The organism is Dermacoccus sp. PE3, assembly GCF_001021715.1.
GTDB classification, from domain to species: Bacteria; Actinomycetota; Actinomycetes; order Actinomycetales; family Dermatophilaceae; genus Dermacoccus; species Dermacoccus abyssi.
The window spans coordinates 419,787-445,504 of the sequence record NZ_LDCM01000001.1; the positions used below are offsets into that span (position 1 = coordinate 419,787).

Here is a 25,718-nt window from a genome sequence, read left to right on the forward strand (position 1 = left end):
CTCTCACGGGGTTCTCACCCCACACGTCAACCCTGCCACGCTACCCGCGTGACGAGCCTCTCAGCGACCCTCTCCGGTGTCGCGCAGATCACGTTCGCGCACCCGCCTCGGGCAACGCGCTGTTGACGACGACCACCCTGTCAGGCGCACGATGAACCCATGGCCACACCACGCATCGAGATCACCCTGGGCGACATCACGACGGAGGACGTCGACGCCATCGTCAACGCCGCCAATTCGAGCCTGCTCGGGGGTGGCGGTGTCGACGGAGCGATCCATGCCGCAGCCGGTCCCGACCTCCTCGCGGAGTGCAGGCGGGTGCGTGCGAGCGACTACCCGGACGGCCTCCCGACGGGCCGAGCCGTCATCACGGGGGCCGGTCGGATGCCGGCGCGTCACGTCGTTCACACGGTCGGCCCGAACCGTCACGCCGGCCAGACCGACCCGGCGCTGCTCGAGTCGTGCTTCCGCGAATCGCTGCAGGTGGCCGACGAGGCAGGCTGCCGGTCCGTCGCCTTCCCCGCCATCAGCGCCGGCGTGTACGGCTGGGACGTCCACGAGGTCGCTCGCGTCGCCGTGCGTACCGTCCAGGCAGCGTCGTGCGAGAACGTCGACCTCGTCCGATTCGTCCTGTTCGACAAGCGGTCCGAGGACGCCTTCCAACTCGCCCTCGGCTGACGGGGCCGGCCTTGTCGGTTCCGCGTGATTGCATGACGGCATGGAACTCGGTGAGTGGAGTGAGCGCGTCGAACGCGTGTCGGCGGGCTACGGCGACTACTACGGCGTCGAGCGCTCGCCCGAGTGGACGCTACTCAAACTCACCGAGGAGGTCGGCGAACTCGCCCAGGCGCACCTCGCGCTGAGTGGTCAGGGGCGCAACCGCGGCAAGAGCCCGGACGAGTTGCGCACCGACCTCGAGGGCGAGGTCGCCGACGTGCTCGCCATGGTGCTCGTCTTCGCCGGGCGCGCCGGAATCGACGCGGAGGCGGCACTCGAGCGGAAGTGGCTTCCGTGGGAGCGCTTCCACGGCGAGCGGGCGGCAGGCGGCGATCCGACTCCGCCCGGCGCCATCGAGGAGCGCCAATGAGCCCCTCGCGCCGGCACACCCGCATCACGACGCCGCTCGGCGATCTGCTCCTCGTCGCGAGCGCCGACGCCGTTGTCGGCGCCTACTTCGACGGCCAGAAGTACCAGCCGGAGACCGCGTGGTTCGGCGACGACGTCACGGGCACCGGCGACGACGTCCTCACGGAGGGCTCGCGACAGCTGAGTGAGTACTTCTCCGGCGACCGCCTGACGTTCGACCTGCCGCTCGCGCCGGTGGGCACCACGTTCCAGCAGCGCGTGTGGCAGCAGTTGCTCCTCATCGAACCGGGAAGCACCTCGACGTACGGCGCCATCGCCGCAGCCCTGAGCGACGACGGTGAACTCACGCCGGGGCTCGCCCAGGGTGTGGGGCAGGCCGTGGGGCACAACCCGGTCTCCGTCGTCGTGCCGTGCCACCGCGTCGTCGGATCCGACGGTTCGCTCACCGGCTTCGCGGGTGGGCTGGAGCGCAAACGGTGGCTGCTCGCCCACGAGGAGAGCGACGAACAGCGCGCCACGCGCCTGTTCTGATCGCTCCGTCCGCCGTGTCGAACCTTTCTTCCGCCGCGACCTCACACTTCGGCCCCGTCGCGCGACTACCCGGTGATGACGAACCAACCGCTCTTCCACGAGATCGTCGAGGCCCACTCCTCGACGGTGCTCGCCGTGTGCTCCTCGGTCCTGGGCCCCGGCCCCGACGCCGAAGACGCGTGGCAGGAGACCTTCGTCTCGGGCGCTCAGGGCCTACCCCTTCGACGGGGTCGCGAACGTCGAGGCGTGGCTCGTGCGGGTCGCCGGTCGACGCTGCATCGACGTCCTGCGTGGCCGTCGGCGAGAGCAGCCGATCGACGACGCCGACCTCCTCGGGGTGCTGGGTCGCGACCACGCTCCGGGCGCCGACGAGCTCGCGCTCCCGGACGAGGTGTGGGAGCACGTCGTGACGCTCACGCCGCGGCAACGGTTCGTCATCGTCCACCGGTACGTGGCGGGGTGGAGTTTCGGTGAGATTGCAGCCGAACTCGATTGCAGCCCGGCTGCTGCGCGACGCTGCGGCTCCGACGCCGTCGCCGCCCTGCGAGCTCGCCTCGTGCCGTCCGGCACGCCCACCGAGGAGTCCCGATGACATCCACACCGGCAGAAACCGCTTTCGAGGAGCGCCTCGCGGCCTTCGCGCAAACCCATGACACCGAGAGGCTCGCCACCCGTCTCGCGGCGAATGGCTCGGGCGACATCGACATCGTCTGGTGCACTCACGACTCGCCCGTCGGCACCCTGCTGCTCGCCCTCGCGGGCGATGCCCTCGTCCGTGTGGCGTTCGAGCGCGAAGGGTTCGACGTCGTGCTCGAGAGCCTCGGTGAGCGCGTCGGACGCCGCACCCTGCGGGCCGCAGCGCCGGCCGACGATCTGCGCCGTCAGCTCGATGAGTACTTCGCGGGCGTGCGCTCGAACTTCGAGACGCGCACCGACCTGCGCCTGTCGAACGCACCGTTCCGGCGCGAGGTACAGAGCAAGCTCGCCGACATCCCGTACGGCACCACCGCGAGTTACGCGCAGGTGGCGACGAACGCGGGGCGCCCCAAGGCGGTGCGCGCCGTCGGTTCGGCGTGCGCCACCAACCCGCTGCCCATCGTGTTGCCGTGCCACCGCGTCGTGCGCAGGGACGGCGGCTACGGCAACTACCTCGGGGGCGAGGAAGCCAAGCGTTTTCTCCTCGACCACGAGCACGCCCACGCTCCGGCCGCAGCGTGCGGCTGAAGCCGTCAGACCCAGCGCCAAAGTCGAGACCGAGCTGTCACCTCACCCTCTTCACACGGGCACGAGCGCGGTCGTAGCCTGTTGAAAAGCCTCGACTCGGGAGCACACGATGGACCGGACGCAGTACTGGGAACTCATCGAACAGGCACGTGACGCCGTGCCGGACGGCGACTGCGACGAGAAGGCCGACGCCTTCGTCACCGCGCTCGCCGAGCACGGCGCCGACGAGATCGCCGACGCGTGGTTGCGCCATCGCGAACTCATGCACGACGCCTATTCGTGGGACGTCTGGGGCGCCATCTCGCTCCTGCTCGGCGGGTGCAGCGACGACAGCTTCGACTACTTCCGCAGTTGGCTCATCCTCCAAGGCAGGGAGGCGTTCGACACCGTCATCGACGACCCTGATTCGCTCGTCGATCTCGTGCCCGACGGCGAGATCGACGAGAACGCCTACGAGTGCGAGGAACTCGAAGGCGCGCCCTTCGTCGCCTACGAGGAGGTCACGGGCGAACAGATGCCGCTGCATCGCGACATCCCCGACGAACCCGACCTCGGCGAGGAGTTCGACTTCGACGACGACGAGGAGATGAAGCGTCGCTACCCGCGGCTGTGGGCGCGCGTCAACGGCTGATCGCCGCGGATCAGCTCGTCGTCACGAGCCGAACCAACGTGAGGAGGCGTCGGGAACCGCCCGGTTCCCGTCGCCTCCTCACGTTCTCGTTCGAGCGTCCGCCTGCCTGTAGGGCGAACGCAGCAAGCCTCCGTCAGGCGCTCACGTCCTTGAGGTGATGCTCGAGGTCGTGGAGGAAGTAGACAGCCAACGTCGCCACGGTGAAGGTCGAACCGTTGTCCCGCAGGCCTCGCCGACCCCACTCATCGTCCCTGACGGCGTCCCACTGGTCGGCCGTCTGCGTCGCCTCACGGCGGTAGGCCTCGGCCACACCCTGCGGCTCGTCCTCGCCGTAGCGCGAATCGACGGCCACCGTATCCGGATCCCAGTTCGGGAACGTCGGGTCGTCCTGCGCGAGCATGAGGTCGAGGCGGCCGCGGTACAGCGCGTTGATGTCACGTACGTGGCAGGCGTACTCGAGCGGTGACCACACGTCCGGAGCCGGACGACGCGGCGCGTCGAGGCGGTCGAGCACGGCCTCCCACTTGGGGATGGTCGCGCGAACGCGCTTCCCGGTCGTCTGGACGTCGAAGTCCGGCGAGAAGCCGCATTCGTCGCACCCATCGGTGACGACAGCCATCCAGCCCTTGTCGGGCGATGCGCCGTCCTCACCGTTCTGACGTGCGGATTCGGTGTCTTCGACGGGCCGCTCGGCGAGCCCGCCCTGCTGGTTTTCGTCCATGCTCGCCACCCTGCCACGACAGGCGCTCAGGTTCACGTCTTAGGCGAACCTCAGTCACGGAATGCTTTGGCGCAGTTCACCTCACGTCTGCTCTCACGTCGCTTGCCGAGCGCTTGCACGCCACAGGATCGCTCCCCGTGGGCGTCTGCGGATGCCCCTGGCCCTCGCCCCATTTCCGAACGCACCAGGAGTCTCCCGTGAGCCCGAAGCTGCTTCCCCTCGTCAACACTCGTCACGGCTCGCGCAGCTACAAGACGTGTGAGTACCGCTGCGCGAACCAGTGCGACGCCCCGACGCCGAACACGTCGGAGAACGAGGAGTTCGCGACGCTCGCCCGTCGCGCCATCGCTCGCCGCTCGGTGCTCAAAGCCACGGCCGGAACGATGGTTCTCGGCGGCCTCGCGGCCTCGCCGGCCGCAGCAGGCGGCAAGGGGCACGGCCACGGCCATGGCCACCGCGGTCCGAAGAAGGTCGGAACGACGGAGTTCACCTCCGTCGCGCCCAACCGCAAGGACGACGTCGTCAACGCTCCCGAGTTCACGCACGACGTCGTCATCCGCTGGGGTGACCCGGTGACGGCACGCGCGCCCAGGTTCAACGCCTACAAGCAGACGCCGGAGGCTCAGGCCCAGCAGTTCGGCTATAACAACGACTACGTCGGCCTCATCCCGCTCGACGGCCGCCGCGCTCTGCTGTCGGTCAACCACGAGTACACCGACCCGGAGCTCATGTTCCCCGCAGGCATGGACGAGCTGACGAAGAAGAAGGTCGAGATGGCTGCCCACGGCCTCGCCGTCGTCGCCATCGAGAAGGGCCGCAAGAAGGGTTCGTGGCACACGGTCGACCCGCGCCGCTCGCGCTACAACCGTCGCGTCACGGCGTCCACACCGCACCAGGTCGACGGCCCCGCCGCAGGCCACCCGATGCTGCGCACGAAGGCCGACCCGCGCGGCCGCACGATCCTCGGAACGTTCGCCAACTGCTCCGGTGGCACGACGCCGTGGGGTACGACCCTGCACGGTGAGGAGAACTTCCACGGCTACTTCGACGCCTCCGGTTCGCTCGACTCGACGCAGTCCGCTGCGTACGCGCGCTACGGCATCAACGGCAAGGGCAAGGGCTGGAAGGAGGTCGACGAGCGCTTCGACCTGACGAAGGCCCCGAACGAGCCGAACCGCTTCGGCTGGGTCGTCGAACTCGACCCGCTCGACCCGAGCGCGCCGCCGGTCAAGCACACGATGCTGGGGCGCCTCAAGCACGAGGGCTGCAACGTCACGATCGCCGAGGACGGCCGCGTCGTCGCCTACACCGGTGACGACGAGAAGGGCGAGTACATCTACAAGTTCGTCTCGCGCGACCGCTACCGCCGCGACCGTTCGCCGCACTCGCGCCGCCACAACAAGGCGCTGCTGTCGGCCGGCACCCTCTACGTCGGTAAGTTCACCGGTGACGGCACCGCTGACGGCCTCCACGACGGCACCGGCACCTGGATCCCGCTCACGAGCGACCGAAAGTCCTACGTGCCGGGCATGAGCGTCGCCGAGGTGCTCATCCACACGCGCGTCGCCGCCGACAAGGTGGGCCCGACGAAGATGGACCGCCCCGAGGACATCGAGCCGAACCCGGTCAATGGCAAGGTCTACTGTGCGCTGACGAACAACTCCGACCGTGGCAAGAAGTTCACGACGGACGAGGCGAACCCGCTCGGCACGTCGATGGTGCGCGAGTCGCTCGGTGCGCCGCTGACGGCGAAGTCGGGCAACCGCAACGGCTACGTCCTCGAAATCACCGAGAAGGGCCGCAAGACGGCGACGTCGTTCACGTGGGATCTCATGCTCATCTGCGGCGACCCGGCCGCGCAGGAGACCTACTTCGCGGGCTTCCCGAAGGAGCAGGTCAGCCCGATCTCGTGCCCGGACAACGTCGCCTTCGACGCCGAGGGCAACCTGTGGATCTCCACGGACGGCAACGTCCTCGGCTCGAACGACGGCCTCTTCCGGGTGCCCACCGAGGGCCCGGAGCGCGGACGCGTGCAGCAGTTCCTCACCGTGCCCTTCGGCGCCGAGACCTGTGGCCCGCTCGTCTCCCCCGACCAGCTGTCGGTCTTCACCGCCGTTCAGCACCCGGGTGAGACGGACGACGCCACGTTCGAGAAGCCCACGAGCACGTGGCCGCACACGGACGCCTTCCCGCGCCCGTCGGTCATCGTCTCGTACGCCAAGTGACGCAACCGATCGTCTGAGGGAGCGGCCCGAGCGCGCACGGTGCGCGTCGGGCCGCTCGTTCGTGTCCGCGCCCGCGCGTCGGCATGGACGTTCTACGCTGACCCACGATGCCCGACGACGCCCGCCCCGCCCACCGCCATCCACGCGCGGTGGCTCTCGTGGCGCTCGGTGGGGCGCTCGGCGCGGCGGCCCGCTTCGGCGTCGCCGAGGCGCTGCCCCACGCCGACGGTGACGTTGCGTGGGCGACGTTCGTCGTCAACATCGCGGGTGCCTTCGTGCTCGGTTGTCTGCTCGAAGCGCTGACCCGCAGCGGACCCGACACCGGGGCACGCCGCTCCGTACGCCTCGTTCTCGGCACCGGGTTCTGTGGTGCCTTCACGACGTACAGCACCTTCGCGCACGACACCGTGACGCTCGACAGGGGCTTCGGCGTCGGGGTGGGCTGGGCCGCGCTCCAGGTGACGTGCGGTCTTCTCGCCGCCGCGTTCGGCGCCGTCGTCGGCGCTGCCGCCACCTCGAGGCGGCGGGCATGACGGCGCTTCTCGTTGCTCTGGGCGGCGCGCTCGGCGCGGTGCTGCGTTCGGTGACCGACGGCGAGATCAAGCTGCGCTCCCGCCGCACCTGGCCGATCGCCACGCTGTGCATCAACGTGGTCGGCTCGTTCGTGCTCGGCCTCGTCGCGGCACTGAACACGAGCGCTACGGTGACCGCCTTCGTCGTCACAGGGGTGTGCGGCGGGTTCACGACGTTCTCGACGGCCAGCGTCGAAGCGATCGGCTTGGTGCGCGAGCGCCGCGGCGTGACGGCTCTGGCCTACGTCCTCGCGTCAGTGCTCGTCTGCGTCTCTGCGGTTCTCGTCGGCATGGCGCTCGGGCACGCGCTGGTCTGAGCGCGGACGCTCGTTGGGGAACCAGGCCTCGACGGTGAGGCCGTCCGGGCTCGAATCGAAAGTGAGGCGCCCGCCGACGGATTCCATGAGGGCCGTCGTGATGGCCAGACCGAGCCCCGAACTCGTCGCGCTCGTGCGGTCGCGGTTACCGAATCTCTTTCCGGGAGAGGCGGCCACGGCTTCGGGCAGGCCCGGACCGTTGTCCTCCACCCGCACCACGACTCCACCGTCTCGCACGTCGACCGTGACACCGACGTCGGTGCCGGCCGGCGTGTGCCGCCGAGCATTGGCGACGAGGTTCGTCACGACACGACGCACGCTCGCCTCGTCACCGACGACGACGGCGGGCTCGTCAACGGCGTGGAACGCCCACCGGTGTTCCGGCGCGAGCAGCGTGGCGTCGGAGAGTGCTTCGAGGGCGATGAACGTGACGTCGACCTCCGCGTCGTCCAGTTGACGCTCGTCCTCGACGCGCGCCAGAACGAGCAGGTCGTCAACGAGCCGGCCCATGCGCCGCCCCTCGCGTTCGATGCGCTCGAGCGACGGACGCAGCTGGTTGCCCTCCGGGGCGAGCGCCGTGATGGCCGCGAAGAGTTCATCGGCCTCGGCCGGAGTGAGTTTCTCGCCGGGCTCCAGGCGGGCAGGCCACACGTGCGACATGTTGGCGTAGTAGTCGTCGACGATCGAACCCGACAGTTCCGCGTGCGAGCGGACGACGGCGATGGGCGTCCGGAGTTCGTGACTGACGTCAGCGAGGAAGGCGCGCCGGGTGGCCTCCCCCTCGTCGCGCCGTCGCAGAGCCTCCTCGACCTGCTCGAGGAGGTTGTTGACCGAGCGAGCAACCGCATCGACCTCCTCGACACTCGATTCCCCCTCGGGGACGCGTCGGCGCACGGCGTCCGTCACCGAGCCGACCGGTGTGGCCGCCATGTCCGACGTCGTGGCTGCGATCTCCCGCAGGGGCCGCGTGAGCCGACGCGTTCCGAGGGCTCCGACGCCGGCGGCCAGGACGCCCGCGAGAAGCCACACGACCCCTTCGAAGAGTCCCAGCTTGGCGAGGTCACGCTCGGTCGTCTCGTCGGAGGTCGCGACGAGAACCCGCCGTTCGGGTGTTACGGCGACCAGCACGCGCATCTCGTCCCGGTCGTTGAACGTGACCGAGTGAAGCCCCGGCGACCCCTGCACGAGACGCCCGAGTTCGTCGCGATCGGCCGCAGTGACCGTGCGGTCCTCACCGACGGCCGCGATGTCGACGTCGTCGCCGGTCTGCCACAACGCGAGGCTTCCGCCCGGCAGTTCGGACGCGAGTTCTTGCACGCTCGCCTGGGGATGGGACACCGCCGTACGCAACTGCCTGTCCATGGAGTCGTGCATGACCGTGCGGGTGACGAGTACGGACACGCTGGTGCCGACAGCCGTCACGCAGAGCGCCAGAAGGACGATGAGCGTGACGATGCGACGCTCGAGGGTGCGCGGCAAGAAGCTGCGCAGTGCTCTCATGCGCCCGGACGCATCGTGTACCCGATGCCCCGCACGGTGCGGATGAGCGGGAGCCCGTCGGCATCGATCTTCTTGCGCAGATACGAGATGTAGAGCTCGACGACGTGCTCGCCGCCGGCGAAGTCCTCACCCCAGACGGCCGAGAGCAGCTCTTGCTTCGAGCACACCCGACGGGCGTTCTCCGCGAGGTGGCGGGCGAGCGCGAATTCCGTGGCGGTGAGCTTGATGGGCACGCCCGCACGCTCCACCTCGAAGGTGGAGGTGTTGATGACGAGGTCGTCGACGGCGAGGTGATCGCCCTGCGCCGCTGCGGTGAGGCCGCGACGGCGCACGAGAGCCTCGGCTCGCACGATGACCTCTTCGAGGCTGAAGGGCTTCGTCAGGTAGTCGTCACCACCCTGGCGGATGCCGGCAACGCGATCGTCGACGCCGTCCCGCGCCGTGAGGAAGATGACGCCGACCTCGGGGTTGAGCGCACGCAACCGAGCGAGCACCTCGAAGCCGTCGATGTCGGGAAGACCGATGTCGAGGACAACGACATCGGGTTCGCTGATGCGGCACTTGGCGACGGCCACTTCCCCGGTGGGCGCCGACTCGGCGTCCCACCCCTGGAAGCGGAAACCTGCAGTGAGGGAGTCGACGAGCCCGGGCTCGTCGTCGACGACGAGGACACGCAGTGCTCGGCCACCCGTGTGGGGAGGCGTTTTCGGTGCGCTCATGCGTCCACAGTAGGGCGTCGCCCACCGCGCGAGGCCACCCTTGGCCGCGGCAGGTCGCATGAGAAGGAATTCTGAAAAAGTAGTTGTATCTTCAATGACGTGCCCGGGGTCGTGCTCCCGTTCCCCCCTTTGTGTGATGCGCCCCGGGCACGCTCACTCTTCGCAGCGCGGCTGCGCACTGCAGGCTCGGTGTCCACAAGCAGCGCGGGAATCGCGCTCTTCGATCGGCTCGAGCGGGCCCTTCAACAGGCCGCACCACGCGACCCTTTCGTGGTTGGTCAGTTCGGGCCACGCTCCTTTTCATGGACCCGAGAACCGAGACCTCCCGCCTCGTCCTGGTGAGCAGCGAGCCGGATGAACTCCGCACCAGCCCAGCGCTCCCGGACGCACGCCACGCCACCTCAGCTTGTCTGGACGACGACCTCGACTGGCACGCCCTGCTGCTCGCGGCGGGCATCCGCCAGGAGCGAGGCGACCCCCGCGAATGGCGCGCTGCGCCCCGACGGGCCGGGCTCGCCTCCTCAGTCATCGACGCGATCATGACGCCCCGCGTCACCTCCGTCACGGTCGAGAACGCCGTCACGAGGTTCGTCGACCGCTTCGGTGACGGCGACCTCGATGTCCTCCGGGGCGCGATGGACGAGCTCGGGGCCGAGCGGTGGCGCACTGAGGTTCTGACGAGCCATCGGGTCGTGCCGCGCAAGGACGCCCCGTACAAGGCCGACGTCATCGCCGAGGCTGCCGAGGTGCTGCGCCACTACGACGTGTGGGCCGCCGACCACCTCGTCGAACGCGCTCGGGACGAGCTGCTGCGCGGAGCGTGGTGTGCCGTCACCGGCCAGTCGAGCGGCTTCACCTGGCGGCATCTGCTGCTGGCCGCGGGCTTGGACGATCCCCTCGTCTGCCCGCTCACGCGGCGGTTCGTCCGGCGTCACCTCGGACGGCGTGCGGCCGCCGCACCGGAGACGGAGCTCCTTGCGGTCATGACGCGGGCCGCCTGCCTGCTCGGCGTCGACACGCTGAAACTCGACCACCAACTCTGGCGCGCTGCGCTCACGCCTCCGCCCCACCGTGGCGTGAGCCAGGGCGGGGCGGGGAGCGACGGCGTCAGCCGCGAGGAGACATCAGACGGTGCGACGCAGGCGAGCGACGACGGCGCCGATGCCGGCGACGAGCAGGAGGCCGAGGCCCGCGAGGCCAGTGACGGCCTGCTCGTTCCTCATCCCGTCGGTCTCGACCTTGGGGCCGGTGGTCGAGGTGCTGGAGGATGACGGGTTACCGCCACCGCTCGTGCTCGTACCGTCCGTCGGGGACGCCGTCGGCTCGTCCGTGGTGGACGGGTCGCTCGGCTCGCTCGTGCTCGAGGGGTCGCTCGGCTCGCTCGTCGGGTCCGTGGGTCCCGTGGTCGGGTCCGTCGGCTCGGTGGTCGGGCCGGTCGGGGTCGTCGTCGGCGCACCACCCTCGATCGTGACGGGGAAGCCGCCGCTCGTGCCGGTCGGCGCAGCCTTGAAGGTGACGAGGGCATCACCCGAGGCGTCGGCCGGCACCGTGAACTTCACCGAAGCCGTGCCGTGGTTGGCCGGGTAGGGCGGTGTCGTGGACGAGCTCGTCGTGATGGGGAACGTGCCCACGGACGTGCCGTCGACGAAGACCTCGACGCTCTTGTTGGCGGGCGCGCCCTTGCTGGTCATGTCGAAGCCGGAGACGGTGAACGACGCCTCCTTGCCCGCGGTGAGCTTCGTCGGCTGGTCCACCACGGAGAGCGACTGCTTGGCGTAGCTCGGCGAGAGCGGGCTCGCGGCCTTGAGCCACTCGACGAACAGACCCTGGTCGATGAGGCCGGAATCGCTCACGGCTCCGCCCTCCTTGAGGGCGGTGAAGTTGTCGCCACCGGTGATGAGGAAGGAGTTGGACGCCACCGTGTAGCTCTTGGACTCCTCCAGCGGCTTGCCGTCGACGAGCACGGAAGTGATGCGCTCACCGGCGGGCTTGTTCTCGTCGAACGTGTACGTCACGTTCTTCGACAGGCCGAGCTTGAGGAACGGGCGCGAGCTGCCCTCCGGCTGCCACTGCTGCTCGAGAATCTTGACGAGCGTTGCGCCCGTGACCTCACGGGTTGCAACGGTGTTGTTGAACGGCATGACGGCGGCGGCCTGCGCGAAGGTGAGGTTGCCGGACGCGTCGGGCACGAGGTCGGCGCGCACGCCGCCGGGGTTCATGAGGCCGATCTCGACGCTGCCGGTGCGGCCCGGCTTGTTGAGCGAGTCGACGTAACTCTGCGCGATGAGGTTCGACAGGTTCGACTCGGCCAGACGGTCGTCGCGGCTGCCGTCCGCCTTGAGCGCCGAGGTGATCGGACCGCTGCTCTGGGCGACGACCTGCTTACCGATCTCCTCGGCACGGGCGTTGGCGGAGTCGACGACAGCGGCAGCCGCCGTGTACGCGGGCAGCGAGGTGCACGCGTCGCTCGGTGCACTCACCGGGCGGTTCGTCACCTTGTACTGCGTCACCTTGCCGCTCGCCTTGTCGTAGCCGAGCTGCAGAACGCCGAGGTACTTCGCGTAGAAGTCGGTCTGAATGATCGGGCGCGTGCCTTCACCGCCGGGAACAGGCGCGTCCCAGCTGTAGAGCTGGTGCGTGTGACCGGTGAAGATGGCCGAGACGTCGCCGCTCGTCTTCGTCACGATGTTGTTGAACACGGGGCTCGCGGCCTGCATCGACGACAAGGTGGCCTCGCCGCCCTCCGGCGCACCCTCGTGGTACTCGGCGACGACGACGTCGGCCTCACCGTTCGCGGCGTTCCCGTCCTTGAGCTTGGCGGCCACGCGGTTGACGGCAGCCACCGGATCGCCAAAGGTCAGGCCGGCCACACCGTCACCGGCCACCATGTTGGGCGTGTCGGTCGTGACGGCACCGACGACGGCCACCTTGACGCCGTTGACATCGAGCACCTTGTACTCGGGCAGAGCGGGCGTCGTGGTGCCGCTCTTGTAGACGTTGGCGCCGAGGTAGGTCCAGCTCGCGCGCGAGCTGACCCGGCCCGTCAGGTCGTCGAAGCCCTTGTCGAACTCGTGGTTGCCCACCGAGCTGGCCTCGAGACCGAGAGCGTTGAGGAAGTCGATCGAGGGGTTGTCCTGCTGCGAGGCCGACTCGAACGGCGTGCCACCGACGTTGTCGCCCGCGGAGATGAACGACGCGTCCGGGTACTCGGCCTTCGCCGACGCCACGGTGCAAGCGAAGTCCTTGGTGAAGTGGCCGTGGAAGTCGTTGGTGCCCAGGAGCGTCAGAGGCGTGAGGTCGCCGTCGAGAGAGTCGACAGGCGCAGCGGCGAGCGCGGAGGGGGCGAACGTGCCGGCGCACGCGAGGGCGAGGACGCCGGTGAATGCGGATCGGCGCACGAGGGAGCTCGACATGGTTGGGGGTGTCCTTCGGATTCGGCTGCGCCGCAGGCGCGGGGAGGGTGCCCGACCATCTTGCGGGAGGGTTCGGCCCTCGAATGCGTTTGCGAGACGATCGGCATCGAATCGTCATCTGACGTTCATTCAGGACTGGCGGAATAGTTGAACCTTCAACTACATTGAAGGAAGCGCCAACACTTCACGGCCACCGAGGAGGCCCCCAATGCCCGCAGTCACCGCAGACACGCTCACGCTGCCGCACCTGCCCGAGGCGAGCCCGCAGGCCGTCGAGCGCTCCCTGCGCCGCCAGATCACCGGGCCGAAGGGCTTCGAGGGTGAGGGTTTTCCCGTCACCCGTGCCTTCGCCGGCCTCACCCACGCCGAGCTCGACCCGTTCGTCCACATGGACGAGATGGGCGCGGTCAACTACGCGCCGGGCGAGCCGCGCGGCACCGACTGGCACCCGCACCGCGGCTTCGAGACGGTCACCTACATCATGGACGGCCGCTTCCAGCACCAGGACAGCCACGGCGGTGGCGGCATGATCGAGAACGGCGCCACGCAGTGGATGACGGCCGGTTCCGGCGTGCTCCACATCGAGACGCCCCCGGCGGAACTCGTCGTGTCCGGCGGCTTCTTCCACGGTGTTCAGCTCTGGGTCAACCTGCCCAAGGCCGAGAAGTGGGCCGACCCGCGCTACCAGAACCTCGAGGGGACCGATTCCGAGCTCATCACGACGCACGACGGTGGGGCGCTCATCCGCATCATCGCCGGATCGATCGGCGGCCACCGCGGGCCGGGCTCGACGCGCACGCCGATCACGATGGCGCACGCCAGCATCGCTGCGGGGGCGCGCGCCGACATCCCGTGGGATCCGTCCTACAACGGAATCGTCTTCGTCTTCTCCGGTTCGGGCACGATCGGCCGCGACCGTCGTCCGATCACGGCCGGCCAGACGATCGTCACCGGCCCTGGCGACCTCATGACGCTCACCGCCGACGAGCGCCAGGACGTCGAGACCCCGGCGCTCGAGGTGCTGCTGCTCGGAGGCCGCCCGCTGCGCGAGCCCGTCGTGCAGTACGGCCCGTTCGTCATGAACACCAAGGCCGAGGTCATCGAGGCGTTCGAGGACTTCCAGCGTGGCCGCCTCGGTCGCGTGCCCGCCGGCGGCATCCGCCCCTACCGCGCGAGCGCGTCGGAGATCGCGGAGGCCAAGGAGAAGCGTCTGCGCGAAGCCGTGGCGTCGATGCCGCACGGCGGTGACATCAGCGAAGGGTGAGTCGGCAGGAGGTCTGCCGACGCCCGACGTTCGGCCCGGTGCGCGCGCTCCAGTTCGCGCACCGGGCCGTCCACATGCCTGTGGCATCCGTGGAGTGCCCGTGCGTTGTCGGGGCCGGGCGTTACCCTCACCGACATGACGACGAAGATCGCCCTGGCCACAGGAGCCTCTGCCGGTATCGGTGAGGCCATCGCACGCGCCCTGCTCGACGAAGGGTGGACGGTGTACGCCGCAGCACGCCGCGTCGATCGCATGGCGGGCCTCGCCGACCGCGGCGCTCACGTTCTCGGCATGGACGTCACGGACGACGCGTCAATGACCGCGGGTGTTCAGCGCATCCTGGACGAGTGCGGACGCATCGATGCCCTCGTCAACAACGCCGGCTACGGCTCGTACGGCGCCCTCGAGGAGGTGCCGATGGACGAGGCCCGCCGCCAGTTCGAGGTCAACGTCTTCGGCCTCGCGCGCCTGACGCAGCTCGCACACCGACGATGCGCGCCCAGCACAGCGGACGCATCGTCAACATCTCGTCGATGGCCGCCCACATCTACGAACCGCTCGGCTCCTGGTACCACGCGACGAAGTTCGCGGTGAACGGCCTGTCCGATTCCCTGCGCCTCGAACTCAAACCGTTCGGCATCGACGTCGTCACCGTGCAGCCCGGCGGCATCAAGTCCGAGTGGGCCGGCATCTCCGCCGACTCGCTCGAGCAGCGCAGTGGCCACGGACCCTATGCGACGCAGGCCCGCACCCTCGCGACGATGCTGCGCGGCAGCGACGCGAACTCCTCCGAACCCGAGGTCGTCGCGCGCGCCGTCGTCGCGGCGTGCACGGCGAAACGACCGCGCAGCAAGTACACGATCGGCATGGGAGCCAAGCCCCTCGTCGCCGCACGCCGCGTCCTGCCGGACCGCGCCATGGACGCCCTCCTCAGCGCCGCCTTCGACCAGGCACCCAAGCTCGTCGAGCGACGCGCCAAGCGGGACGCCTCGTGATGCGCCCACTCGCCGGCTCCTCCGGCCTCCTCCGACGCCCGACCGGCCGGCTCTACGCCGCGGCCTCGGCCCTGACGAGCGGAGCCGCCGCCGTCGGCAACGACCGCGCACACGCCGCGACGAAGTACGCCGTCGCGCCCCTGCTCATGCTCGACCTGGCCGCGCAGCCGGGCGCTTTCAGCCCCGCCCGCCGCACCACGACGGCAACCCTGCTCACCGCCCTCACAGGCTCCGCCCTCGGCGATCACTTCATGCTCGCCGAGTCCCGCTCCACCGGCACGACGGCCCGGGCCCACCTGCGGCGTGGCGCGTCGGCGTTCGCCGTGCAGCAGCTCGGCCTCATGACGGTGCTCGCTCGCGTCGGCTACCGCTTCCGCCGCGAGGCGAGCCTCGCGGCGGGCGTCACGCTTGCCGCCCTCGCCGTCGTCGACGGCCTCGCGGCACGTCGCGACGGCGCCGGCAGCACACCCGACCCCGTCGTCGTTGGGTACGGTGTCCTGCTCGCCTCGATGGCGGCTCTGACGCAGGGGGCACCGGCGGGCACCGGCCCCTTCGCCGCGATCCGCATCGGGGGCCCACTGTTCCTCGTCTCCGACGCAGTCATCGTCGCGCGGCAACTGTTGCCCGAGGGGCCTGGCCGCAACGTCGCAGACGGCATCGTCATGTCCACCTACACGGCAGCCCTGGGCCTCCTCGTCGACGGCACGGCACGCCTGCGGTAATGCTCGCAGTAGGCCCGTCGGCCGTAGGCTGACGGCATGGCCCTTCAGATCGACTATTTCGCCGCCGCGACCGACGAGGAGGCCGCTCGCACGGTCGATCTCGAGTCCGGCCTGCGCTCCCTCCCCTTCGACGACGAGTCCTATTCCGCTGCACCCGAGTACGACGTCGTCGCGAGTCAGGACGTCGACCCGGGCCTCGCGCTCGGCTACCTCAACGAGCTGCTCACGGGGGTTCCCGTCGAGGAGTTCCTCGACTCGGGCTGGCCCGCACCGGTGGCCGTCAGCGCCGACGAACAGAAGTTCGTTCTCCAGGTCGATCCGGGGTTCGTGGCGCTCATGTCGACGCGTGAAGCTCCGTTCGACGGGCTGGCCGCCCAGTGGTCCGCCGTGGAAGCACCCGAGGGCGCGGACGAGTGGAACCCTCACCCTCGCGATCTCGCCGACTTCCTCGCCGAGTTCGTCGCTCTGACGCTACGCGCGCAGGACGAGGGCAAGCACATCTACTGCTGGCTCTGGCCCTGATCCCCACCCGAGGACCACACCCGAGGATTCTCGGCGTTCGAACAACGCCGGCTTCGGGTGGACCCTTGACCACGATGTCAAACACGCTTTACTGTAAAGGAACCTTCACAGTAAAGCGTGTTTGACATCGCGAAAGGGGAACACCATGACCACGCAGAGCACCTGGGGCAGCACACGTTCGGGCCGTTCACCCTGGCCGGGCGCCATCGGAATCGGCGTGGCAGTGGCCGCTGTCCTCGGACTCACCGTCTGGGCGTTCGCCAGCGGCACCAACGGGCTCGTCTACGGCATCGTTCTCGCCGCCGCGTCCTTCATGCCCGGTCTCGCGCTCGGGTGGGTTGTCGTCGTCGACCGCCGCACCGTGAAGGGCGCAGTGCGCAACCCGGAGGAAACCGTCGAAGCGCAGTGGTACGACCGGGCCACGCGCGGCACCTTCCACGACCTGCTCGTGGTCATGGGCCTCACCGCGACGGCACTGAGCGTCGTGCCTCAGTGGCGGGACGGACTCACCGCGTCGGATGCCCTCCTCGCCTGCATGGTGTTCGCGGCGGCAGACGTCAGCGTGCGCTACCGGCTCATCAAGCGACGCGAGAGCTGACGTGGAGAACAATCTGCCCGCGCTGCGCGCCGAGCGCGGCTGGTCGCAACAGCGGCTGGCCGACGAGCTCGGCGTCTCGCGGCAGACCGTCATCTCGATCGAGAAGGGGCGTTACGACGCCTCGCTCCCCCTGGCCTTCAGCCTCGCGCGCGTCTTCACGTGCCGCATCGAGGACATCTTCACGCCCGAGGGCTAGAGCTCGGCGAGCCCCAGCGTCTCGTAGGCGTGCCAGGCCGGCTCCTCGTACGGGTGCGCCGCCAGGACGGCGTCGACGACGCGGCGAGCGTCAGGCCGAGGCACGACCATCTCGACGCGCATCTCGTCGACGACCTCGGGCTCACCGACCCGACCGATCGTCGGGCGGGCCCCGACCTGGGGTTCGAATCGCCCTTCACCTGCCGCGCTGAACGAGCAGGCCCGGTAGTTACCGATCGCCCCGGCGCCGGCACGGGCCGCCGCCCGTCGAACACGGTCGGCAGCCTCCCGCGGCACGAACACCACGACGACGACCAACCCGCCCGAACGCGAACGATCCTGACGGGCCGGAGCGGCAACGGTGCCCACCTGGCGCGACTCAGCGGACTCGTCGCCCACCATTCCGAGGTAGGCGAGCGCCGTCCGCACGAACCTCGACGCCATCAGCCGAAGAGGACGGCGACGTCGTCCCACTGCTCACGCGGGACCTTCTTGAGTTCCTTGGTGGCCTCGTCCATCGGCACCGTCTCGATGTCGATTCCCTTGAGCGCCACCATCTGCCCCCACTTGCGCTGCATCACCGCGTCGATGGCGGCGTGCCCGAACCGGGTGGCGAGCACACGGTCGTACGCCGTCGGTACACCGCCGCGCTGCAGATGGCCGAGCGTCGCAGCGCGCGTCTCGATGCCGGTCTTCGCCTCGATGAGCGGCGCGAGCGCCTCGCCGATACCACCCAGACGCGGACGCCCGGCGGCGTCGAGGCCGCGTTCGGCGACGATGTTCTCCGACTCGCCGCGGTCGTTCTTGAGCTGGAAGCCCTCGGAGACGACGACGACAGGCGCGCGACCGCGGGCCTGAGTCAGGCGCACCCACTCGGCGATCTGCTCGAGCGTCACCGACACCTCGGGGATGAGGATGGCGTGCGCGCCACTCGCGATACCGGCGTGCAGCGCGATCCAGCCGACGTGGCGGCCCATGACCTCCACGACCATGCACCGGTGGTGCGCCTCGGTGGTCGTGCGCAGACGGTCGATCGACTCCGTGGCGATCGAGACCGCCGTGTCGAAACCGAAGGTGTAGTCCGTGCCGGACAGGTCGTTGTCGATGGTCTTCGGGACGCCGACGATGGGGAGCCCGTCGATCGCGAGCCGCGCGGCGCCCGAGAGCGTGCCCTCGCCGCCGATGGCGATGACGGCCTCGATGCCGTGGCGATCCATGACCTCACGGATCGCCTTCGGCCCGCCCACGCCGTCGATACCGTTGTAGGGGTGCGTGCGGGACGTGCCGAGAATCGTGCCGCCCTCCTTGGAGAGCCCTCGCACCCGCCGACGCGGCAGCGGCGAGATGTCGTCGACGATGAGCCCGCGCCATCCGTCCCGGATACCGACGAACTCCTGCTCGTAGATCTTGTCGCCCTTCATCACGGCGCCGCGGATGACGGCGTTGAGTCCGGGGCAGTCGCCCCCGCTGGTGAGAATGCCGATGCTCATGCTTCCAGTCTCACGCATTCGCCCCGGCGGGACGAATGGAGGCGGCGGCGTCTCTCCCACCGGACGTTCGCCGCCCGTCGACGCGGTGATTCGCCTCACCGCTGCACCCCCATGTCACCCGCAGGTCATCTGGAGATAGGACAATGCGCCTCATGACGAGCGATTCACCCGGAAGTACGCTGCTGCGCGCCGACCTGGCACCGGCGCCACGAACGCTCGTCGACATCCTGCGCGAGACGGTGGCCGCCAACCCGGATGCGCCGGCCGTGGACAACGGCGTCGACGTTATGACGTACGCCGAGTTCGCCGACGCCGCAGAGCAGTTCGCCGACGCCCTACACGAGATGGGTATCGGCTCCGGCGAGCGGATCGGCATCCGCATCCCGTCCGGAACGCTCGACCTCTACGTCGCGATCGCCGGCACCCTCGTCGCTGGATGCGCCTACGTCCCGGTCGATTTCGACGATCCTGACGAGCGCGCCGACACCGTCTTCGGTGAGGCCGACGTCGCCGCCATCGCGGGCAAGGACCTCGTCATCAGCCCCCGCGAACACGAGCACGCGGACGACGGCAACACCCACACCGGCGACCCGGGCCTCACCGACGACGCATGGATCATCTTCACGTCGGGTTCCACGGGCAAGCCCAAGGGCGTCGCCGTGACGCACCGCAACGCCGCCGCCTTCGTCGACGCCGAGGCGAACCTCTTCCTCCAGGACGCCCCCATCGGCCCGGGCGACCGCGTCATGGCGGGCTTGTCCGTCGCGTTCGACGCGAGCTGCGAGGAGATCTGGCTCGCGTGGCGTTACGGGGCCTGCCTCGTGCCCGCGCCGCGCAGCCTCGTGAAGTCCGGCATGGATCTCGGCCCGTGGCTGAGCGCCAACGACATCACCGTCATCTCCACCGTGCCGACGCTCGTCGCGCTCTGGCCGCACGAGGCGCTGGCCGAGGTACGCCTGCTCATCCTCGGCGGAGAGGCCTGCCTGCCCGAGATCGGCGCGCGCCTGGCGAACGAGCGACGCGAGGTGTGGAACACCTACGGCCCCACCGAGGCCACCGTCGTCGCCTGTGCCGCGCAGCTGACGGGCGAACCACCCGTGCGCATCGGCCTGCCGCTGGACGGCTGGGACCTCGCCGTCGTCGACGGCGAGGGCAACCCCGTGCCCGAGGGCGAGCCCGGCGAGCTCATCATCGGCGGCGTCGGGCTCGCCCGCTACCTCGACCCGGCCAAGGACGCAGAGAAGTACGCCCCCATGCCGACGCTCGGCTGGGAGCGCGCCTACCGCAGCGGCGACATCGTCGTGAACGACCCGCAGGGCCTCGTCTTCAACGGCCGAGCCGACGACCAGATCAAGCTCGGCGGCCGGCGCATCGAGCTCGGCGAGATCGACTCGAACCTGCTCCAGCTTCCCGGCGTGAGCGGCGCAGCCGCTGCCGTGCGTACCTCCCAGACCGGCAACAAGCTTCTCGTCGGCTACCTCACCGTCGAGGACGGTTTCGACCGCAAGGCCGCCACCGCTCATCTGCGCGAGACCATGCCCGCGGCGCTCGTGCCTCAACTCGCGGTCGTCGACACGCTGCCGACGCGCACCTCCGGCAAGATCGACCGCGACGCCCTGCCGTGGCCGCTCGAGATCACCCCCGACGACGAGGACGGCGCCTTCACCGGCACCGCAGCCCGCCTTCGCGAGCTCTACACCGCCATCCTCGGCGCACCGCCGGCCTCCCCCGAGGACAACTTCTTCGACCTCGGCGGCGGTTCGCTGAGCGCCGCCCAACTCGTCGCCCGCGTCCGCGAGACGCACCCCGAGTTCACGGTCGCCGACGTCTACGAGAACGAGTCGATCGCCGAGCTCGCCGCCGCGATCGACGCGATGGATTCGCCGACCACGCGCCTCAACGACGACGTGGTCCGGGTGCGACGCAGTACCCAGACGATGCAGGTGGTCGCCTCCCTCGCCGTCCGGCAGTTCTCCGCGCTGCGGTGGCTGACGTGGCTCGGAGCGGGCGCGAACCTCGCCCACGCCGTCGGACTCGAGTGGATTCCGACGCTCGACTGGTTCTGGATCGCCCTCGGCTGGGTGCTCTTCGTCGCGCCGCCGGGACGCATGATCCTCGCCGCGCTCGCCGCCCGCGTCATCCTGCGGGGCGTGCAGCCCGGCGCCTACACCCGTGGTGGACGCACCCACCTGCGCGTCTGGCTCGCCGAGCGTCTGGCCGACGAGCTCGGGGCGACGACGCTCGCGGGCGCTCCCCTCGTGAAGTTCTACGCACGGCTGCTCGGCTGCGACATCCGCAAACACGTCGACCTGCACAGCCTGCCTCCGGTCACCGGCCTGCTCACGCTCGGCAAGGGCTGCTCCGTCGAGCCCGAGGTGGAACTGCGTGGGCACTGGATCGACGGCGACGTCTTCCACCTCGGGCGCATCGAGGTGGGCGCGAACGCCCGGGTCGGCACCCGCTCGACGCTCCTGCCGGGCGCACGCATCGGCAAGCGTGCCGAGGTGGCCCCCGGTTCCGGCGTCTTCGGCGACGTCCACGCCGGTGAACTGTGGTCGGGCGCGCCGGCCGTCCACATCGGCGAGGCACGCGGCCCGTGGGAGGACGAGGCGCCGCCGAACAAGCCGATCTGGCTCGGCGCCTACGCCGCCTCCGGTATCGCAGCCTCCCTCGTGCCCGCCGTCGGGGCCGCAGCCGGCATCGCCGTCTGCTGGCCCTGGCTGAAGGAGGCCGACTCGGTCGCCGACCTCGCTCGCATCACCGCGATCGGCGTCGTGCCCGCCACCCTCGTCGGATTCGTCACGACGGCCCTCGTCATCCTGGGCGCCGTGCGCGTGCTCGGCCACGGTCTGCGCGAGGGCTACCACCCGATCCACGGCGGCCAGGGCTGGCGCGCGTGGACGACGATCCGCCTCCTCGACGAGGCGCGCACCTGGCTCTTCCCGCTCTACTCGAGCACCCTCACGCCCGTCTGGCTGCGTGCGCTCGGCGCCCGCATCGGCAAGGACGTCGAGGCCTCGACCGTGCTCATGCTCCCGAAGATGGCCGACATCGGCGCCGGGTCGTTCCTCGCCGACGACACCCTCGTCGCGAACTACGAGCTCGGTGGCGGCTGGATCCGTATCGCGCCGGTCAAGGTCGGCAAGGGCGCCTTCCTCGGAAACTCCGGTATGGCCGCGCCGGGCCGCAAGGTGCCCAAGCGCGGACTCGTCGCGGTCCTCTCGGCGGCACCCGCTCGCGGCAGCGCGAAAAAGGGCACGAGCTGGCTCGGCTCTCCCCCGCAGCGCCTACGACGCGAGGCCGGCGAGTCCGACACGAGCCGCACCACCGCGCCGCCGCAGCGCCTGCGCGTGGCCCGCGCCGTCGTCGAGGCACTGCGCATCGTGCCGCAGAGCCTCCACTCGGCGCTCATCGCGGGATCGGCCCTCACGATGCTCGCCGTCGCCGACCGCTTCAGCTGGCTCGTCGCCGCCCTCACCGGAGGCTGCGTCCTCGTCGTGGCTGGGGCCCTGGGCGGCCTCTCGGCCGTCGTCGCGAAGTGGCTTCTCGTGGGCCGGCTGCGCGTCACGGAGTACCCGCTGTGGAGTTCGTTCGTGTGGCGCAACGAGCTCGCCGACACCTTCACCGAGGTCATCGCGGCACCGTGGCTCATCCGCGCGAACGCGGGCACGCCGGTGCTCAACCTCTGGCTGCGCCTCATGGGCGCGAAGATCGGCCACGGCGTGTGGTGCGAGACGTACTGGCTGCCCGAGGCCGACCTCATCCGCCTCGGCGACGGAGCCTGCGTCAACGCGGGCTGTGTCGTGCAGACCCACCTCTTCCACGACCGCATCCTCGCCATGGACACCGTCACCCTCGGCGACGGCGCCACCCTGGGGCCCAACAGTGTCGTGCTCCCCGCAGCCGCGCTGGGCCGTCACGCTACGGTGGGGCCGACGTCGCTCGTCATGCGTGGCGAGAGCGTCCCCGACAAGACCCGCTGGCTCGGTAACCCCATCGGCCCGTGGCTCGAGGACGACGACGACACCCCGGAAACCACCCGTGAACGGAGCGCACGAGCATGAGACGCCACCACACCCCCGCCGGCGGCGCCGACCCGTACGTGCCCGGACACGGCGACACGACGTTCGGGGTCGACGCCTACGACCTCACGCTCGATTACTCCCCGGCCGGCAACCACCTCGACGCCAAGGCCGTGCTGAGGTGCCGCATCGCCGATGACGTCACCGAGCCCGTGGCACGCATCGAGCTCGACCTGCACAGCCGACTCAAGGTGACGAAGCTCGCCGTCGCCGGCGCCCGCGTCGGACGGTACGGCCACGACCACTCGCGCCTGTTCGTCCGTTTCGCGCAGCCCCTCGCGGCCGGCACGCCGTTCACGGTGACGGTGGCCTACAAGGGCTCGCCCGGCCCCATGCGCGGCCTCGACGGCGACGCAGGCTGGGAGGAGCTGACGGACGGCGTCATCGTCGCGTCCCAGCCCCACGGCTCGCCGACGTGGTTCCCGTGCAACGACCGCGCCGCGGACAAGGCCACGTACCGCTTCGTCGTGACGACCGATTCCGACTACGCCGTCGTCGCCAACGGCTCGCTCGTACGCCGCCGTCAGGCCGGACGTCGCACGACGTGGACCTACGAGTGCCCCAGCCCGATGTCGCCCTATCTCGCGACGCTGCAGATGGGCCAGTACGAGACGAAACAGCTGCGCACCTCGCCCTCCGACGTGCGCCTCGTCTACCCGCCGCGCCTGCGCGAAGCCGTGCGCACCGCGTACGCCGACCAGGTGCACATGATCGACTTCTTCTCCTCGCGCTTCGGCGACTACCCCTTCGACAGCTACACCGTCGTCATCACCGACGACGACCTCGAGATCCCGCTCGAGTCGCAGACCCTCTCGACGTTCGGCGCGAACTTCACGAACCGCTCGTGGGATGCCCAGCGCCTCATCGCGCACGAGCTCGCCCATCAGTGGTTCGGCAACGCCGTCACCTCCTCGGCGTGGGAGGACATCTGGTTGCACGAGGGCTTCGCCTGCTACAGCGAGTGGCTGTGGAGCGAGGAGGCGGGGCTCGCGACGGCCATACAGCGCGCCCACGAGCACCACGGGCGCCTGTCGCGGCTGCCGCAGGATCTGCGCCTGCAGGATCCGGGGCCGGACGACATGTTCGACGACCGTGTCTACAAGCGGGGCGCCCTGACGCTGCACGCGCTGCGCACCCTGCTCGGCGACGAGGCCTTCTTCGGCCTCCTTCGCCGCTGGGTGACCGAGCACCGGTACGCGACGGTGACGACGGCCGACTTCATCGCTCTCGCCGAGCAGGTCGCCGGTCAGGATCTCGGCGAGTTCTTCGACGCGTGGCTCCGAGCGCTACCAATTCCCGGGTTGCCGTCACTCCCGCTCTCCGGCCCCCGCGTCTGAGGCTTCGCGCGACGTTTCTCGAGCGAGGAATTCTCCATCTTCATCGTTGGAGTTTCTCGCTCAGATCCATCCAATTTCACTGCGGTGCAGCCAAATAAAGCACGATGAAAACAAACATAGTTCGGCAACTAATCCGTTTTTCTCGGGCTTTGCCGTAACAAGAAGGTCACAACAGCATTCATCAGAAGTTGCACGGCCATAAACCGTTCTAGTCTCCTCTCACTATCAGCGGGTCGCCTTTCGGCCCCTTCTGCGTGGGAGAAACCACCGTGAACGCAAAGCTCACCTACCGTGTCGCCGGCCTCGGCGCGGCTGCCGCACTCGCCCTCACCGGGTGCGCCAACGACAGTTCGAAGACCTCGAACTCCTCCGAGAGCGGTGGCGCCTCGGGCGTCAACCTCCCGGCCGTCCAGACGGTCGACACCCCCAAGTCGCCCGTCATGCCCAAGGGTGACGGCAAGGCCAAGTGCTCAAACGTCACGATCGGCTACGTCGGCGCTGTGACGGGCGACAACGCCCAGCTCGGCGTCAACATCTACAACGGCATCCAGACCGCCATCAACGAGCACAACCAGGCGAACAAGGACTGCCAGGTCAAGTTCGAGAAGCTCGACACCGAAGGCAGCCCCGACAAGGCTCCGGGCCCGGTCACGACCATGGCCAACAAGTCGCAGGTCGTCGGTGTCGTCGGTCTGCCGTTCTCCGGTGAGTCCAACGCCACGGGCAACATCTTCGAGAGCAAGGGCCTCGTGCACATCACGCCGGCCGCCACGCTCCCGGAGCTGACGACGAAGGGCTGGAAGACCTTCTTCCGCGGCCTCGGCAACGACTCGGTCCAGGGCCCGGCTGCCGCCAAGCTCATGACCGAGAAGCTCAAGGCCGAGAAGGTCTTCGTCGTGCAGGACGACTCGCCCTACGGTGTCGGCCTCGGCGGCGAGACCACGAAGGCCCTCGGCGACAAGCAGGTCGGCTCCGACAAGGTGACGACCAAGCAGAAGGACTTCTCGGCCACCGTCACGAAGATCATGAACGCCAAGCCGGACGCGGTGTTCTACGCCGGCTACTACGCGGAGGCCTCGCCGTTCGCGCAGCAGCTTCGCGCCAAGGGCTTCAAGGGCAGCTTCGTCGGCCCGGACGGCGTGAAGGACAACGAGTTCATCAAGCAGGCCGGTTCGGCCTCTGACGGCGCGTACTTCACCTGCCCGTGCATCCCGGGTGAGCTCATCAAGGACTTCAACGACGCCTACAAGAAGACCGCGAACAACGCCGCCCCCGGTACGTACTCCATCGAGGGCTACGACGCCGCCACCGTGCTCCTCGCGGGCATCGACGCCGGCAAGACGGACCGCAAGTCGCTCCTCGAGTGGGTCAAGACCTACGACAAGGACGGCCTGAGCAAGCACTACAAGTGGGACGACAAGGGCGAGCTCGCCAAGCCCGACGTCTACGGCTACAAGGTCGAGGGCGGCAAGATCGTCCCCATCGGCAAGATCTGATCCGCTCCACCCACCACGGTCGACGCCGCCCGCCAGCCCTGATCGGGCCCAGTGCGGGCGGCGTCTGCCGGTGAGTAC

General features: G+C 69.5%; 23 protein-coding genes and 1 pseudogene. 18 read left to right on the plus strand and 6 right to left on the minus strand.

The annotated features are described in order from the left end of the window. The first annotated feature begins 159 nt into the window (after positions 1-159). The 6 genes from AA983_RS01950 (at position 160) to AA983_RS01975 (ending at position 3,472) form a co-directional block, all read left to right on the plus strand. Complete coding sequence (locus tag AA983_RS01950; RefSeq protein WP_047310529.1) at positions 160-678, plus strand: O-acetyl-ADP-ribose deacetylase; 519 nt, start codon at positions 160-162, stop codon at positions 676-678. A 40-nt stretch (positions 679-718) separates the two neighbouring features. Further along, a complete protein-coding gene (locus AA983_RS01955; protein ID WP_047310530.1) occupies positions 719-1,087 on the plus strand; it encodes a MazG nucleotide pyrophosphohydrolase domain-containing protein in 369 nt (122 codons plus the stop codon). Then, the gene (locus AA983_RS01960; protein ID WP_047310531.1) at positions 1,084-1,617 is read left to right on the plus strand and encodes a methylated-DNA--[protein]-cysteine S-methyltransferase; all 534 of its coding nucleotides are present in this window, start codon (positions 1,084-1,086) and stop codon (positions 1,615-1,617) included. Before AA983_RS01955 ends, AA983_RS01960 begins: the two co-directional genes overlap by 4 nt. 253 nt (positions 1,618-1,870) lie before the next feature. Next, entirely contained in the window at positions 1,871-2,209 is a 339-nt protein-coding gene (locus AA983_RS01965) for an RNA polymerase sigma factor (RefSeq protein WP_052946779.1), read from the plus strand. Further along, positions 2,206-2,841 (plus strand): methylated-DNA--[protein]-cysteine S-methyltransferase, encoded by a 636-nt coding sequence (locus AA983_RS01970; protein WP_047310532.1) that lies wholly within the window; start codon positions 2,206-2,208, stop codon positions 2,839-2,841. The genes AA983_RS01965 and AA983_RS01970 overlap by 4 nt, the downstream gene beginning before the upstream one ends. A 109-nt stretch (positions 2,842-2,950) precedes the next feature. Next, positions 2,951-3,472 carry a DUF4240 domain-containing protein gene (locus AA983_RS01975; protein WP_047310533.1) on the plus strand — a complete coding sequence of 174 codons (522 nt, stop codon included), beginning with the start codon at positions 2,951-2,953 and terminating at the stop codon, positions 3,470-3,472. A gap of 133 nt (positions 3,473-3,605) precedes the next feature. Here AA983_RS01975 and AA983_RS01980 read toward each other — a convergent pair whose 3' ends face one another. Further along, positions 3,606-4,193: a DinB family protein gene (locus AA983_RS01980; protein ID WP_082128622.1), complete on the minus strand. Its 588-nt coding sequence runs from the start codon at positions 4,191-4,193 to the stop codon at positions 3,606-3,608. A 197-nt stretch (positions 4,194-4,390) separates the two neighbouring features. Between AA983_RS01980 and AA983_RS01985 the strand changes: the two genes are divergently transcribed. The 3 genes from AA983_RS01985 (at position 4,391) to crcB (ending at position 7,307) form a co-directional block, all read left to right on the plus strand. Then, positions 4,391-6,418, plus strand: a complete 2,028-nt coding sequence (locus AA983_RS01985) for a PhoX family phosphatase (RefSeq protein ID WP_047310534.1) — start codon at positions 4,391-4,393, stop codon at positions 6,416-6,418. Between the two features lie 107 nt (positions 6,419-6,525). After that, a complete protein-coding gene (locus AA983_RS01990; RefSeq protein WP_047310535.1) occupies positions 6,526-6,951 on the plus strand; it encodes a CrcB family protein in 426 nt (141 codons plus the stop codon). Further along, positions 6,948-7,307, plus strand: coding sequence for a fluoride efflux transporter CrcB (gene crcB / locus AA983_RS01995; RefSeq protein WP_047310536.1), 360 nt, complete (start codon positions 6,948-6,950; stop codon positions 7,305-7,307). Before AA983_RS01990 ends, crcB begins: the two co-directional genes overlap by 4 nt. On the opposite strand, the gene AA983_RS02000 is transcribed toward crcB, so the two are convergent. From AA983_RS02000 to AA983_RS02010, 3 genes are all read right to left on the minus strand, one after another. After that, complete coding sequence (locus AA983_RS02000; RefSeq protein WP_047310537.1) at positions 7,245-8,807, minus strand: cell wall metabolism sensor histidine kinase WalK; 1,563 nt, start codon at positions 8,805-8,807, stop codon at positions 7,245-7,247. The genes crcB and AA983_RS02000 overlap by 63 nt on opposite strands. Continuing rightward, positions 8,804-9,526 (minus strand): response regulator transcription factor, encoded by a 723-nt coding sequence (locus tag AA983_RS02005; RefSeq protein ID WP_047311104.1) that lies wholly within the window; start codon positions 9,524-9,526, stop codon positions 8,804-8,806. Before AA983_RS02005 ends, AA983_RS02000 begins: the two co-directional genes overlap by 4 nt. Before the next feature lie 1,124 nt (positions 9,527-10,650). Further along, on the minus strand, positions 10,651-12,939 hold the full coding sequence (locus AA983_RS02010) for a bifunctional UDP-sugar hydrolase/5'-nucleotidase (protein ID WP_047310538.1): 2,289 nt from the start codon (positions 12,937-12,939) through the stop codon (positions 10,651-10,653). Positions 12,940-13,147: 208 nt separating this feature from the next. On the opposite strand from AA983_RS02010, the gene AA983_RS02015 reads away from it, so the two are divergent. From AA983_RS02015 to AA983_RS02040, 6 genes and pseudogenes are all read left to right on the plus strand, one after another. Next, positions 13,148-14,203 carry a pirin family protein gene (locus AA983_RS02015; RefSeq protein WP_047310539.1) on the plus strand — a complete coding sequence of 352 codons (1,056 nt, stop codon included), beginning with the start codon at positions 13,148-13,150 and terminating at the stop codon, positions 14,201-14,203. A 135-nt stretch (positions 14,204-14,338) separates the two neighbouring features. Continuing rightward, positions 14,339-15,198: pseudogene (locus tag AA983_RS02020) on the plus strand (oxidoreductase). Then, positions 15,198-15,920, plus strand: coding sequence for a lysoplasmalogenase family protein (locus tag AA983_RS02025; protein ID WP_052946781.1), 723 nt, complete (start codon positions 15,198-15,200; stop codon positions 15,918-15,920). The pseudogene AA983_RS02020 and the gene AA983_RS02025 overlap by 1 nt, the downstream one beginning before the upstream one ends. A gap of 36 nt (positions 15,921-15,956) precedes the next feature. Beyond that, positions 15,957-16,442 carry a hypothetical protein gene (locus AA983_RS02030; protein ID WP_047310540.1) on the plus strand — a complete coding sequence of 162 codons (486 nt, stop codon included), beginning with the start codon at positions 15,957-15,959 and terminating at the stop codon, positions 16,440-16,442. A 145-nt stretch (positions 16,443-16,587) separates the two neighbouring features. After that, on the plus strand, positions 16,588-17,040 hold the full coding sequence (locus AA983_RS02035; protein ID WP_047310541.1) for a hypothetical protein: 453 nt from the start codon (positions 16,588-16,590) through the stop codon (positions 17,038-17,040). 1 nt (position 17,041) lies between these two features. Beyond that, positions 17,042-17,236: a helix-turn-helix transcriptional regulator gene (locus AA983_RS02040; RefSeq protein WP_047310542.1), complete on the plus strand. Its 195-nt coding sequence runs from the start codon at positions 17,042-17,044 to the stop codon at positions 17,234-17,236. Here the strand turns inward: AA983_RS02040 and AA983_RS02045 are convergent. After that, on the minus strand, positions 17,233-17,679 hold the full coding sequence (locus AA983_RS02045) for a hypothetical protein (RefSeq protein ID WP_227484349.1): 447 nt from the start codon (positions 17,677-17,679) through the stop codon (positions 17,233-17,235). The genes AA983_RS02040 and AA983_RS02045 overlap by 4 nt on opposite strands. After that, a complete protein-coding gene (locus tag AA983_RS02050; RefSeq protein WP_047310543.1) occupies positions 17,679-18,725 on the minus strand; it encodes a 6-phosphofructokinase in 1,047 nt (348 codons plus the stop codon). The genes AA983_RS02045 and AA983_RS02050 overlap by 1 nt, the downstream gene beginning before the upstream one ends. Positions 18,726-18,877: 152 nt before the next feature. Between AA983_RS02050 and AA983_RS02055 the strand changes: the two genes are divergently transcribed. The 3 genes from AA983_RS02055 to AA983_RS02065 all read left to right on the plus strand — a co-directional run bounded on the left by AA983_RS02055 (position 18,878) and on the right by AA983_RS02065 (position 25,640). Beyond that, positions 18,878-22,789 (plus strand): Pls/PosA family non-ribosomal peptide synthetase, encoded by a 3,912-nt coding sequence (locus AA983_RS02055; protein ID WP_156170126.1) that lies wholly within the window; start codon positions 18,878-18,880, stop codon positions 22,787-22,789. Continuing rightward, entirely contained in the window at positions 22,786-24,144 is a 1,359-nt protein-coding gene (locus AA983_RS02060) for a M1 family metallopeptidase (protein WP_047310545.1), read from the plus strand. Before AA983_RS02055 ends, AA983_RS02060 begins: the two co-directional genes overlap by 4 nt. A 269-nt stretch (positions 24,145-24,413) precedes the next feature. Then, positions 24,414-25,640, plus strand: a complete 1,227-nt coding sequence (locus AA983_RS02065) for a branched-chain amino acid ABC transporter substrate-binding protein (RefSeq protein ID WP_047310546.1) — start codon at positions 24,414-24,416, stop codon at positions 25,638-25,640. Positions 25,641-25,718 lie beyond the last annotated feature (78 nt).

What these genes read in the sequence shown, in the direction of transcription:
- AA983_RS01950 (WP_047310529.1), top strand. Translation starts at nt 160, where the DNA reads ATGGCCACACCACGCATCGAGATCACCCTGGGCGACATCACGACGGAG.
- AA983_RS01955 (WP_047310530.1), top strand. Translation starts at nt 719, where the DNA reads ATGGAACTCGGTGAGTGGAGTGAGCGCGTCGAACGCGTGTCGGCGGGC.
- AA983_RS01960 (WP_047310531.1), top strand. Translation starts at nt 1,084, where the DNA reads ATGAGCCCCTCGCGCCGGCACACCCGCATCACGACGCCGCTCGGCGAT.
- AA983_RS01970 (WP_047310532.1), top strand. Translation starts at nt 2,206, where the DNA reads ATGACATCCACACCGGCAGAAACCGCTTTCGAGGAGCGCCTCGCGGCC.
- AA983_RS01975 (WP_047310533.1), top strand. Translation starts at nt 2,951, where the DNA reads ATGGACCGGACGCAGTACTGGGAACTCATCGAACAGGCACGTGACGCC.
- AA983_RS01980 (WP_082128622.1), bottom strand. Translation starts at nt 4,193, where the DNA reads ATGGACGAAAACCAGCAGGGCGGGCTCGCCGAGCGGCCCGTCGAAGAC.
- AA983_RS01990 (WP_047310535.1), top strand. Translation starts at nt 6,526, where the DNA reads ATGCCCGACGACGCCCGCCCCGCCCACCGCCATCCACGCGCGGTGGCT.
- crcB (WP_047310536.1), top strand. Translation starts at nt 6,948, where the DNA reads ATGACGGCGCTTCTCGTTGCTCTGGGCGGCGCGCTCGGCGCGGTGCTG.
- AA983_RS02000 (WP_047310537.1), bottom strand. Translation starts at nt 8,807, where the DNA reads ATGAGAGCACTGCGCAGCTTCTTGCCGCGCACCCTCGAGCGTCGCATC.
- AA983_RS02005 (WP_047311104.1), bottom strand. Translation starts at nt 9,526, where the DNA reads ATGAGCGCACCGAAAACGCCTCCCCACACGGGTGGCCGAGCACTGCGT.
- AA983_RS02010 (WP_047310538.1), bottom strand. Translation starts at nt 12,939, where the DNA reads ATGTCGAGCTCCCTCGTGCGCCGATCCGCATTCACCGGCGTCCTCGCC.
- AA983_RS02015 (WP_047310539.1), top strand. Translation starts at nt 13,148, where the DNA reads ATGCCCGCAGTCACCGCAGACACGCTCACGCTGCCGCACCTGCCCGAG.
- AA983_RS02025 (WP_052946781.1), top strand. Translation starts at nt 15,198, where the DNA reads ATGCGCCCACTCGCCGGCTCCTCCGGCCTCCTCCGACGCCCGACCGGC.
- AA983_RS02030 (WP_047310540.1), top strand. Translation starts at nt 15,957, where the DNA reads ATGGCCCTTCAGATCGACTATTTCGCCGCCGCGACCGACGAGGAGGCC.
- AA983_RS02035 (WP_047310541.1), top strand. Translation starts at nt 16,588, where the DNA reads ATGACCACGCAGAGCACCTGGGGCAGCACACGTTCGGGCCGTTCACCC.
- AA983_RS02045 (WP_227484349.1), bottom strand. Translation starts at nt 17,679, where the DNA reads ATGGCGTCGAGGTTCGTGCGGACGGCGCTCGCCTACCTCGGAATGGTG.
- AA983_RS02050 (WP_047310543.1), bottom strand. Translation starts at nt 18,725, where the DNA reads ATGAGCATCGGCATTCTCACCAGCGGGGGCGACTGCCCCGGACTCAAC.
- AA983_RS02055 (WP_156170126.1), top strand. Translation starts at nt 18,878, where the DNA reads ATGACGAGCGATTCACCCGGAAGTACGCTGCTGCGCGCCGACCTGGCA.
- AA983_RS02060 (WP_047310545.1), top strand. Translation starts at nt 22,786, where the DNA reads ATGAGACGCCACCACACCCCCGCCGGCGGCGCCGACCCGTACGTGCCC.